7 protein-coding genes are annotated in these 11,837 nt (G+C 65.8%); 6 read left to right on the top strand and 1 reads right to left on the bottom strand.

Annotated elements, in window-relative coordinates:
- The first annotated feature begins 178 nt into the window (after positions 1 to 178).
- The 3 genes from ABZ348_RS10235 (at position 179) to ABZ348_RS10225 (ending at position 3,497) form a co-directional block, all read left to right on the top strand.
- Positions 179 to 895 (top strand): helix-turn-helix transcriptional regulator, encoded by a 717-nt coding sequence (locus tag ABZ348_RS10235; RefSeq protein ID WP_358931626.1) that lies wholly within the window; start codon positions 179 to 181, stop codon positions 893 to 895.
- Positions 896 to 954: 59 nt separating this feature from the next.
- Complete coding sequence (locus ABZ348_RS10230) at positions 955 to 2,037, top strand: inositol-3-phosphate synthase (RefSeq protein ID WP_358931286.1); 1,083 nt, start codon at positions 955 to 957, stop codon at positions 2,035 to 2,037.
- Positions 2,038 to 2,225: 188 nt separating this feature from the next.
- Entirely contained in the window at positions 2,226 to 3,497 is a 1,272-nt protein-coding gene (locus ABZ348_RS10225; protein ID WP_358931284.1) for an MFS transporter, read from the top strand.
- Positions 3,498 to 3,617: 120 nt separating this feature from the next.
- On the opposite strand, the gene ABZ348_RS10220 is transcribed toward ABZ348_RS10225, so the two are convergent.
- The gene (locus tag ABZ348_RS10220) at positions 3,618 to 5,060 is read right to left on the bottom strand and encodes a CCA tRNA nucleotidyltransferase (RefSeq protein ID WP_358931283.1); all 1,443 of its coding nucleotides are present in this window, start codon (positions 5,058 to 5,060) and stop codon (positions 3,618 to 3,620) included.
- A 254-nt stretch (positions 5,061 to 5,314) separates the two neighbouring features.
- On the opposite strand from ABZ348_RS10220, the gene ABZ348_RS10215 reads away from it, so the two are divergent.
- The 3 genes from ABZ348_RS10215 to ABZ348_RS10205 all read left to right on the top strand — a co-directional run bounded on the left by ABZ348_RS10215 (position 5,315) and on the right by ABZ348_RS10205 (position 11,827).
- Entirely contained in the window at positions 5,315 to 7,687 is a 2,373-nt protein-coding gene (locus tag ABZ348_RS10215; RefSeq protein ID WP_358931281.1) for a DUF6049 family protein, read from the top strand.
- 45 nt (positions 7,688 to 7,732) lie between these two features.
- Positions 7,733 to 9,982 carry a murein biosynthesis integral membrane protein MurJ gene (gene murJ / locus ABZ348_RS10210; protein WP_358931279.1) on the top strand — a complete coding sequence of 750 codons (2,250 nt, stop codon included), beginning with the start codon at positions 7,733 to 7,735 and terminating at the stop codon, positions 9,980 to 9,982.
- A gap of 132 nt (positions 9,983 to 10,114) precedes the next feature.
- Positions 10,115 to 11,827, top strand: a complete 1,713-nt coding sequence (locus tag ABZ348_RS10205; RefSeq protein ID WP_358931277.1) for a protein kinase family protein — start codon at positions 10,115 to 10,117, stop codon at positions 11,825 to 11,827.
- Positions 11,828 to 11,837: the final 10 nt, after the last annotated feature.

Here is an 11,837-nt window from a genome sequence, read left to right as displayed (position 1 = left end):
AGCTCCTCTAGCACTGAAGTTCATCCCAAAACAGGCAAGTTGCTCAACATCATTTAGCGATGTGACGCCGTTCACCATGAGCCCCCTTGTCGCACGCCAGACCTCGTCATATCGTGCTGATGTATCGACTCGATACATCAGCACGACATAAGCAGCCGGGCGAACGAAGGAGAGGATGTTGAGCAGACGCTCCGGCATCCTTGAGTTCGCTGTGCTCGGCTTGCTCCGCGAGGCCCCGATGCACGGGTACGAGCTGCGCAAACGGCTCAACACCTCGCTGGGAATCTTCCGGGCCTTCAGTTACGGGACCCTTTACCCCTGCCTCAAGACGCTGGTCGCCAGCGGCTGGTTGATCGAGGAACCGGGAAGCGCTCCCGAGGACGCCCTGGCCGCTTCACTCTCAGGGCGCCGCGCCAAGATCGTCTACCGGTTGACGGCGGAAGGTAAAGAACACTTCGAGGAACTGCTCTCCCACACCGGCCCGGACAGCTGGGAGGACGAGCACTTCGCGGCTCGATTCGCCTTCTTCGGGCAGACGGAGCGCGAGGTGCGGATGCGCGTGCTGGAAGGCAGGCGCAGCCGGCTGGAGGAACGGCTGGAGAAGATGCGCGCCTCCCTGGCACGAACCCGCGAGCGTCTCGACGACTACACCCTTGAGCTACAGCGGCACGGCATGGAGTCCGTGGAACGCGAAGTGCGCTGGCTGAACGAGCTCATCGAGAGCGAGCGGGCGGGACGGGACCAACGACGGCCCTCCTCCGACAGCTCGCCTCAACACGACAACACACCTGGGTCGGCGGACGGCCTGCCTCGGCTCGGGAGCTCCGAGTCCACCGGGGGCACGCCCTCAGGACCGGACACTCCTCCGAATCCGTCCAACGACACCGTCAACTGAGACCCCGCGGTCCGCAGGGTCTCATCCAGAATATCGAGATCAAACAGGGAGCAACCGGAATGGGTTCGGTTCGCGTAGCCATCGTCGGCGTGGGCAACTGCGCCGCCTCACTGGTGCAGGGCGTCGAGTACTACAAGGACGCCGACCCGGCCGGCAAGGTGCCGGGTCTGATGCACGTCCAGTTCGGCGACTACCACGTCAAGGACGTCGAGTTCGTCGCCGCCTTCGACGTGGACGCCAAGAAGGTCGGCCTCGACCTGGCGGACGCCATCGGCGCCAGCGAGAACAACACCATCAAGATCTGCGATGTGCCGAACAGCGGCGTCACCGTGCAGCGGGGTCACACCCTGGACGGTCTGGGCAAGTACTACCGCCAGACCATCGAGGAGTCCGACGCGGCCCCGGTTGACGTTGTCCAGGTCCTCAAGGACAAGCAGGTCGACGTTCTGGTCTGTTACCTGCCCGTCGGTTCCGAGGCTGCGGCGAAGTTCTACGCCCAGTGCGCCATCGACGCCAAGGTCGGCTTCGTCAACGCTCTCCCGGTCTTCATCGCCGGCACCAAGGAGTGGGCGGACAAGTTCACCGAGGCGGGCGTCCCGATCGTCGGTGACGACATCAAGTCCCAGGTCGGCGCCACCATCACCCACCGGGTGATGGCGAAGCTCTTCGAGGACCGGGGTGTCATCCTGGACCGCACGATGCAGCTGAACGTCGGCGGCAACATGGACTTCAAGAACATGTTGGAGCGGGAGCGTCTGGAGTCGAAGAAGATCTCCAAGACGCAGGCCGTCACCTCGCAGATCCGTGACCGCGAGCTGGGCGAGGACAATGTCCACATCGGCCCGTCGGACTACGTGGCCTGGCTGGACGACCGCAAGTGGGCGTACGTCCGCCTTGAGGGCCGTGCCTTCGGTGATGTTCCGCTGAACCTTGAGTACAAGCTTGAGGTCTGGGACTCCCCGAACTCCGCCGGTGTCATCATCGACGCCGTGCGTGCTGCGAAGATTGCCAAGGACCGCGGCATCGGCGGCCCGATCCTCTCCGCTTCCTCGTACTTCATGAAGTCGCCGCCCGTGCAGTACTTCGATGACGAGGCCCGTGAGAACGTCGAGAAGTTCATCGCGGGCGAGGTCGAGCGCTGAGCGCTCCTCCTCGTTCGTCATCGCTCAGACCACCGGCGCTCGATGACACCGGGTTCCGGTGTCGCCGATCAGTCGGCCCCTGTTGAGAACGCGGAAGTCCGCTGAGCGTTCTCGACCGGGCTGAACGACCGTGAAGGGTCCCCGGGTCATCCACTCGGGGACCCTTCGCATGTGTGACCCTTGATCGCATGTCTGTCGTACGTGATCTGCGCGTACTCCTCCGCCTGACCAACTTTCGTCGTCTGCTGACCGTGCGACTGCTCTCGCAGTCGGCCGACGGCGTCTATCAGGTCGCCCTCGCCACCTATGTGGTCTTCTCTCCGGAGAAGCAGACCTCACCGGCGGCCATTGCCTCGGCGATGGCCGTCCTCCTGCTGCCCTACTCCCTCGTCGGGCCCTTCGCCGGAGTGCTCCTCGACCGCTGGCAGCGACGACAGATCTTTCTGTACGGCAACCTCCTGCGAGCGTTCCTCGCCGGGGTGACCGCGGTGCTGATCCTCGCCTCGGTACCCGACTGGATCTTCTTCGCCTCCGCCTTGTCCGTCACGGCGGTCAACCGCTTCGTCCTGGCCGGGCTCTCCGCCGCGCTGCCAAGGGTGGTCGACCAGGAGCGCCTGGTGATGGCCAACGCCCTCTCACCGACCGCAGGCACTCTGGCGGCCACGGCGGGCGGCGGGTTGGCCTTTGCCGTTCGACTGGTCTCGGAAGACTCCGATGCCGCCGTGGTGACGCTGGGGGCAGCGCTCTACCTCTGCTCCGCGCTGGCCTCGCTCCGTATGGACAGACAACTCCTGGGGCCCGACCCGGAACAGATTCAGCCCCGCCTGGCCGCCGCGCTCGCCTCCACCGCACGCGGACTCAGCGCAGGGCTGCGCCATCTTGCGGAACGTCCGGCAGCAGCCCGGGTACTGACGGCCATGACTCTGATGCGTTTCAACTACGGAGCGCTGACCGTCATGGTCCTAATGCTCTGCCGCTATGCGTGGTACGACAATGAACAGGACGGCCTTGCGCTCCTCGGGGTCGCCGTAGCCGTCTCCGGAGCCGGATTCTTCACCGCAGCAGTCCTGACGCCCTGGGCCGCCCGTCGACTCGGTCGAGTGGGCTGGATGACCATCTGTTCGGGGGCTGCGGCCCTACTGGTCCCCGCGCTCGGGATCTCCTTCACCCCTGGCCCCATACTCGCTGCCGCGTTCATCCTGGGGTTCATCACTCAGGGATCGAAGATCACTACCGATACCGTCGTTCAGACCTCGGTCGATGACGCCTATCGGGGGCGGATCTTCTCCCTCTATGACGTGCTGTTCAATGTCGCCTTCGTGGGTGCGGCCGGCGTGGCCGCTCTGATACTGCCCCCTGACGGACGATCGCTACAGCTCCTCGTTCTGGTCTCGCTGATCTATGCGGCAACCGCCATCGCTCTGGGCCGCTGGAGTCGGGCAGGCAGACCATCCATCTGACGCGGAACATCGAGCCCCATGCAAGCGGGGCGATGTTTCACGTGAAACATCGCCCCGTTGAGGACCATCACAGAGATTGGGCTCCATGTTTCACGTGAAACATGGAGCCCAATCTTCGAACTAGCCCTGAGTCGCCCACCACTCCTTCAGTGCAGCGACTGCGGCATCCTGGTTCATCGGACCGTTCTCCAAGCGCAGCTCCAGCAAGAAGCTGTACGCGCGCCCGATGACCGGGCCGGGCCCTACGCCGAGGACTTCTTGGATCTGGTTGCCGTTGAGGTCGGGCCTGATGGCGTCGAGCTCTTCTTGCTCCTGGAGCTGAGCGATCCGCTCTTCAAGTCCGTCGTATGTGCGCGACAAGGCACTTGCCTTGCGCTTGTTGCGGGTGGTGCAGTCCGAGCGGGTGAGTTTGTGCAGCCGGGTGAGGAGCGGCCCAGCATCACGGACATAGCGTCGCACTGCGGAATCCGTCCACTCCCCAGCGCCGTACCCATGGAAGCGCAGATGCAGTTCAACCAACCGTGAGACGTCCCTGACCATCTCATTGGAGTACTTCAGAGCGGTCATCCGCTTCTTGGTCATCTTGGCTCCCACCACCTCGTGGTGGTGGAAGGAGACCCGCCCGTCCTCTTCGAAGCGCCGAGTCCGCGGCTTGCCGATGTCATGGAGGAGGGCAGCCAGTCTGAGCACTAGATCAGGGCCGTCTTCTTCGAGGTCGATAGCCTGCTCCAGCACGGTCAAGGAGTGCTCGTACACATCCTTGTGCCGATGGTGCTCGTCGCTCTCCAAACGAAGCGCCGGCAACTCGGGCAGCACACGGTCAGCCATGCCGGAATCCACGAGAAGGGCGAGCCCCTTCCGGGGATGCGCCGAGAGAACCAACTTGTTCAGCTCATCCCGAACTCGCTCTGCGGAGACGATCTCCAGACGGTCGGACATGTCCTTCATCGCGGAGATGACATCCGGGGCCACCTCGAAGTCCAGCTGGGCTGCAAACCGTGCCGCCCTCATCATCCGCAGCGGATCGTCGGAGAAGGAGTCCTCCGGGGTACCCGGAGTCCTCAGCACACGGGCCGCGAGATCTTCCAAGCCGCCGTGGGGATCGATGAACTCCTTCGCCGGCAGGGCGACAGCCATCGCGTTCACCGTGAAATCACGTCGGATGAGGTCGTCCGCGATGGACTCACCGTAGGAGACCTCGGGCTTGCGCGAGGTCCGGTCATAGGCCTCGGATCGATAGGTCGTGACCTCGATCTGATAGCCGTCCTTCTGTGCACCGACGGTTCCGAAGGCGATACCCACGTCCCATACCGAATCAGCCCATGGGCGGATGATCTTCAGTACGTCTTCGGGGCGGGCATCCGTCGTAAAGTCAAGATCGTTACCGAGCCTACCGAGCAGCGCGTCCCGGACCGAGCCTCCCACGAGGGCAAGACTGAATCCCGCGTCCTGGAAATGGCGGGCAAGATCGTCAGCAACGGGGGCTACACGCAGTAGCTGCGTCACCGCGCGGTGTTGCACCTGATTCAGCGCGGTGGAGATGTCTTCGTTGGCGTTCGGCACAACAGAAGAGGGTACGTGGCCACGGCGACTGAAGCGCCCGTCTTTACTACCGCCCCACCTTGCCCGCCCGACCCCAGGAACAACAGGAGAAAGACGCGAACGCAAGGACAAGGGCCATCCGGCCAACCGTTGCGATCTTGTAAAACACTCCGCGGCACTTCAGCACAGCGTGCCTCGTTACCATGCGTGGACGCGATATGCGACAGCGACCAATAGCGACAGACAACCGACAGACAACAGGGACGGACGTGGGCGTGGCCGAGGCGGCAGACTTCCAAGGGGCGCTCCCTTCCCCTGCCCGCCGGAGGCTGGGTCGTGCAGCCTCCGTGGTGGCCGGCCTCCCGTTGCTGGCCGGCCTCCTCGGCGGGCCTGGAGCGTCCCTTGCCCATGCCGACGAAGCACCCTCCGGCTCACGTACGGTCGCGGTGTCCCTCTCCTCCTTCACTCCGGCCGCGCCGGTCGAGGACGACACCCTGACGATCTCGGGCACGGTGCTGAACCAGGGCAAGCAGACGGTGACCGATGCCGAGCTTGAGCTGTACGTCGGGCCCCAGCTGCAAGGCAGGACGGCCATTGACCGGGCGGCCAAGCGAACCGGTTTCACACCGGGCGCCGAGGGGCGACCCGTCGACGACACGTACACCCTGAAGCTCCCGGAACTCGTCTCCGGCATCAGCAGGGACTTCTCCCTGTCCGTGCCTGTGGAGGAACTGAACCTGGGAGACGACGGGGTCTATGCGCTCAGCGTCGCGCTCCAGGGCAGGACTCCGGCCGAGCCGATCGACCAGGTGCTGGGCATCGAGCGGACGTTTCTACCGTGGCAGCCCGACAGTCTGGACAAGCGGACGCAGCTGACCTACCTCTGGCCGCTGATCTCCTCGACCCATCTCACCTCGGAGACGGAGACCGGATCCGACGAGCGCCAGACACCGGTCTTCGCCGATGAGTCCCTGGCCAAGGAACTGGCCCCGGAAGGCCGGCTGGGACAGATGGTCGCCCTCGGCAAGGGGCTCCCGGTCACCTGGGTGGTGGACCCCGACCTCTTGGCCACCGTGGACGCGATGACGGGAAACTACCGGGTCAAGAGCGGGGACCGCACGGTCGCAGGACGCAACCAGGCAGTCGCCAACCAGTGGCTGAGCTCCGTCGAAGCAGCCGTCGAGGGCCGCAAGGTGGTCGCACTACCGTTCGCCGATCCCGATCTGGCCTCCCTGGCGCACCGCGGCAAGCACGTGTCCGGTTCGCTCAGTCATCTCCAGCAGGCCACGGACGTCGCCGCCAAGACGGTGGAAACGATCATTCACGAGAAGCCGTCCACTGACTTCGCCTGGCCAGTGGACGGTGCGGTCGACTCGTCGATCGTGGACGTGGCGACCTCGGCGGGGGCCAGCAAGGTGATCGCGCGCAGCGACAGTCTGCGCGACAACCTGGAGTACACCGCGACGGCTGCCCGCCCGATCGGTGGTGGGACGACCGCCGTGGTCAGCGATGTTCGACTGTCGAAGGCGTTCCAGGGCGACATGCTGAACAGCGGGAACTCAACCCTCGCCGTTCAGGAGTTCCTCGCCCAGACCCTTGCGGTGACCCATCAGGACCTGGACAACCGTCGCAGCATCGTCGTGGCCCCGCAGCGGATGCCGAGCGCCTCGCAGGCCCAGTCCATGGCCCGCGCGCTGACCGCCCTGGACGCCCGGCGCTGGACCGATCCGCTGGACCTGGTGGCTGCCGCGGCGGTCAAGCCCGACGACCAGGCGACGACCAGGGTCGCGCCTTCGTCCCGGTACCCCAAGAGCCTGCGGAAGCAGGAATTGCCCGTACGCGCGTTCCAGGACATCCGGACCACCCAGAACTCCCTCGACAAGTTCACGGTCATCCTGACGCAGATGGACCGGGTGGAGACGCCGTTCGGACGGGCCATCGACCGTGAGATGTCCACGTCGTGGCGCGGGAACCCCGTCGCAGCGCAGTCGTACCGGGATGGCGTTCAGAAGAACCTCCAGTCCCTCACCGAGGAAGTGGAGCTGATCGACAAGTCACAGATCACCCTTTCCGGACGGAGCGCCACCATCCCGGTCACGGTGCAGAACCGGCTGGTGCAGGGCGTCGACAACCTGGTCCTCAGACTCAGCTCGGACAACGCAGCCCGGCTGAGCCTGAGCGACGACAAGGGCACCGCTGAACAGCCGGTCACCGTGCAGGGCGGACACAGCCAATCGGTGAAGTTCGACGCGCTGGCGAACGCCAACGGCCAGGTCCGCATGACCGCGCAGCTCTATACGCAGGACAACAAGCCCTACGGCGAGAAGATGCAGTTCACGGTGAAGGTCTCGGAGATCACGCCCACCGTGATGCTCGTCATCGCGGGTGGGGTGCTGCTGCTGGTCCTCGCCGGCGTACGGATGTACACGCAGCGCAAGCGGGCGGCCCTCCAGGACCCCGCCATCACCGAGGCGCCGTCCGACGAGGACGACGCCGAGTCCCCGCAGGACGAAAACGGGGCCGGGGCCGTCGAGCGCCCTGAGGACGACATCCGCGAGCCCGATCCCGGGCAGGCGAGTGACCCGACACCGGACACCGAACCGGAAAGCGGCAACGCATCGGGCCCGGGTGAGAAAGTGGACCGTTGAGCGATGTCGTGGCCGGCCGGCCGGGGACGATGAGGTGGGGTAGCAATGAACGCGCCGTACGACGGTGACCGCGGTCAGGGCGCGGGCGTGGGCCCGGACGGTCAGGTCCCGCCGCAGCCTGAACCTGATCCCGGCGCACAGCACCCGTACGCCCCCCAGGGATACGGGCAAGAGCACTCCCCCCCGGAGGGGTACGGACAAGAGGGGTACGGGCAGGAGCACTATGCCCAGGACCCCTACACGCAGGACGCCTATGCCCAGGATCCCTATCGGACCCATGACCTCTCGGCCCAGGATCCGGTCGCCGAAGCGCTCTACGACCGCGCGGCCCATCCGCCGCCGCCTCCCGGCACCTATCAGGAGCCGCAGCCGCTCTACCAGCAGCCGCCGGTTGCGCAGTACGCACCCGATCCCCGGGTCTGGGCCCACACCCCGCCACCCGAACCCGACGGTCCGTCGCGGCATCTGCCCTACGGTGACGACGCAAGGACCACCCAGTTCACCGGGGTGGACGAGTTGGTCACCCGGGCCGGCGAACAGGAACCGGAGCCGGACGCCTTCGCCCATCTCTTCCGGGATCAGCAGGCTTCTGCACAACAGATTCCGGCGCCCACGGCAGAGCCACTGCCCGCGCCTCCGCCCCAGAAGCCGGCCAACAAGGCCTCCGGCCTGCTGAAGTCCAGCGCCGTCATGGCCGCGGGCACCATCGTCTCGCGGCTGACCGGCTTCCTCCGGACCCTGGTCATGGCCGCGGCCATCGGCGTGGGCACGCTCAACGACTCCTACCAGGTCGCCAACGTCCTTCCGACCATGATCTACGTCCTGGTCGGCGGGGGCGCCCTCAACGCCGTCTTCATCCCGCAGCTCGTACGGGCGATGAAGAACGACGACGACGGCGGCGAGGCGTACGCCAACCGACTGCTGACGCTGGTCATCGTCCTGCTCGCGGGCGTCACCACGCTCGGCGTGCTCGCTGCGCCACTACTGATCCAGATCATGTCGGACGAGATCGCGTCGAACCCCCAGCAGATGGAGGTGGCGGTCACCTTCGCCCGCTACTGCCTGCCCACGCTGTTCTTCATGGGCGTCCACGTCGTGCTCGGACAGATCCTCAATGCGCGCGGTCGATTCGGCGCCATGATGTGGACCCCGGTCCTGAACAACATCGTGATCATCGCGACCTTCGGTGCCTTCATCTGGGCGTTCGGCAGCTTCACCGAGACCGGAGTGGACAGCTCGACCATCACTCCCGAAGGTGTCCGACTGCTCGGCATCGGCACCCTCCTCGGGCTGGCCGTCCAGGCCCTGGCGATGGTGCCGTATCTGCGCGAAGCCGGTTTCAAGATGCGGCTGCGCTTTGACTGGAAGGGCCAGGGCCTCGGCAAGGCCGCGGGCCTCGCCAAGTGGACCTTCTTCTTCGTACTGGCGAACCAGCTCGGCATGATCGTCGTGACCCAGCTCGCCACCTGGGCCGGTGCGACGGCCGAGAAGGAAGAGGGCATCACCGGTGCCGGCATCACGGCGTACAACTACGCGCTGCTCCTGTGGCAGATGCCGCAGGCCATCATCACCGTCTCCGTGATGACAGCCGTGCTGCCGAGGATCTCCCGCTCCGCCAGCGACGGCGACTCGGCGGCGGTCCGCGACGACATCTCCCACGGCCTGCGAACCTCTGCCGTCGCCATCGTGCCCTGCGCCTTCGCCTTCCTCGCACTGGGCGTACCGATGACGAGCCTCCTGTACGCCGGATCGGGTGAGGAGGGGGCACGGAACATCGGGTTCATCCTCATGGCGTTCGGTCTGGGGCTGATCCCGTACTCCGTCCAGTACGTGGTCCTCCGTGGCTTCTACGCCTACGAGGACACCAGGACGCCCTTCTACAACACCGTGATCGTGGCTTTCGTCAACGCACTGGCCTCAGCGATCAGCTTCGTCGTCCTGCCCGCCCGCTGGGCCGTCGTGGGCATGGCCGCCTCGTACGGCCTCGCCTACATGGTCGGCGTCGGGGTCGCCTGGGCCCGGTTGAACAAGCGTCTGGGCGGAGACCTCGACGGTCCGCACGTGCTGAGGACCTACGCGCGGCTCTGCATGGCCTCCCTTCCGGCGGCAGCCCTCGGCGGGGCAGCCGCCTACGCCATCCTCAAGGCCCTCGGCGGTGGGGCCGTGGGTTCCCTCGCCGCGCTGGTGGCGGGGGGAATCGTGCTCCTGGCCGTGTTCTTCCTGGCGGCGAAGCGGATGCGTATCGAGGAGCTGAACTCCATGGTCGGAATGGTCCGCGGACGTCTCGGTCGCTAGGACCTTTCTTGAGGCGACAGCAGTACCGCACAACCATCGCTGTCCGCCGTGTGTCGTGCATAGCGGCGGACTGTGGGCACAATTGGCATGGCTGTTGGTTCATGCGCAACGGATGGGGAGGCAGGAACGACGGTGGCGGAACGTAGCACGGCTGCCGTCGACGTGGCCGACAACAGCGGAGACGAACCGCTGACCGCGCAGGCGGACAAGGCCACGACCGACGGGGCGGCCCAGAAGGAGAACACGGCGGAAAGAGAAACGCCAGATACGGGCAGTGAGCGACAGAGGGCCGAGCCTTCCCTCGCCCCGCCCGAGCTGCACAGCGGTCACAAGCTCGCCAGACGCTATCGCCTGGAGGAGTGCGTCACCCGTCTGGACGGTTTCAGCAGCTGGCGTGCCGTGGACGAGAAGCTACGTCGTGCCGTCGGGGTTCACCTGCTCCCCGCCGACCATCCGCGAGCCCGTTCAGTGCTGGCTGCGGCACGCTCCGCGGCCCTCCTCGGAGATCCACGTTTCGTCCAGGTGCTGGACGCCGTCGAGGAGAACGATCTCGTCTATGTGGTGCACGAGTGGCTGCCGGACGCCACAGAGCTGACAGCGCTCTTGGCACTGGGCCCAATGGAACCGCACGACGCCTACCACCTCGTGGACCAGCTGTCCCAGGCCATGACAGCTGCGCACCGGGAGGGGCTGGCACACCTCAGGCTCACGCCCGGGGCCGTCCTGCGGACGTCCACCGGCCAGTACCGCATCCGCGGGCTCGCGGTGAATGCGGCGCTGCGCGGCATCACCACCGACCGTCCCCAGCGGGCCGACACCGAGGCGATCGGAGCGCTTCTCTACGCCGCCCTGACCCACCGCTGGCCCTACCAGAACAACGCGTACGGCCTCTCCGGGCTACCGAAGGGCATCGGGCTCCTCCCTCCCGATCAGGTCAGGGCAGGCGTCCATCGGGGGCTCTCCGAGCTCGCCATGCGGGCGCTGGTGAACGACGGAGCCACCGCATCCCGACAGGAACCGCCCTGCACCACTCCGGAGGAGCTCTCCAAGGCGGTCGCGGCGATGCCTCGCATTCGTCCGCCAGAGCCCACCTTCGCTTCCCCACCCGACTACCAGCGGACCACCTACCAGCAGGGCACCTACGGACGTCCCCCTCACCCTGGCGCCATGACGACCCAGGCGATTCCCACTCCGCCTGCACCGCTCGAGAGCCGGACCGGCAGGGTGCTGAAGTGGGGGGTGGCCGCCCTTCTGATCGCCGCGCTGGGGCTCGGCAGCTGGCAGATCGCGGAGAAGTTGATCGGTCAGGGCGAAGAGCGGGTTGATCCCGGCACCACCCAGTCGGAAACCGGAAACAAGAACGAGGGTGTCAGCCCCGTTCCTGAAACCGGGAAGCCGATCAGCATCGAGTCCGCGCGAGACTTCGACCCCTTCGGCCAGGACCGTTCAGAGAAGCCTGCAGGGATAAAGAAGAGCTACGACGGAAACCCCAACAGTTACTGGAACACGGACGGCTACCGGGGCAAGTCGAACTTCGGCGGGCTGAAAGCAGGGGTCGGTCTCATCCTGGATCTCGGCAAGGTTCAGTCCGTCGGAACGGTCGACGTGTCCTTCCTCGGAGGCCACACTTCTGTGGAACTGCGGGCCGCGTCCGAGAACGCAGGATCGGAGCCCGGCAGTTTCGAGGCTTACTCCAAGGTCGCCGAGGGTTCCGGAACCAATGTCTCCCTTAAGCCCAGCAAGCCATTGAAGTCGCGGTACGTTCTGGTCTGGCTGACCAATCTTCCGCCAAGCGGTGAGGGTGACTTCCGGGGCAAGGTCTCGGAAATCAAAATCACCACCTGACGGCACCAGG

Source organism: Streptomyces sp. NPDC005963 (genome assembly GCF_040638655.1).
Taxonomy (GTDB): domain Bacteria; phylum Actinomycetota; class Actinomycetes; order Streptomycetales; family Streptomycetaceae; genus Streptomyces.
Note: the sequence above shows the minus strand (reverse complement) of the source record. Positions and strands in the feature narration are given on the sequence as shown.

Excerpts from the sequence above, each read along its gene's own strand:
- ABZ348_RS10230 (WP_358931286.1), top strand. The coding sequence starts at position 955 with ATGGGTTCGGTTCGCGTAGCCATCGTCGGCGTGGGCAACTGCGCCGCC.
- ABZ348_RS10225 (WP_358931284.1), top strand. The coding sequence starts at position 2,226 with ATGTCTGTCGTACGTGATCTGCGCGTACTCCTCCGCCTGACCAACTTT.
- murJ (WP_358931279.1), top strand. The coding sequence starts at position 7,733 with ATGAACGCGCCGTACGACGGTGACCGCGGTCAGGGCGCGGGCGTGGGC.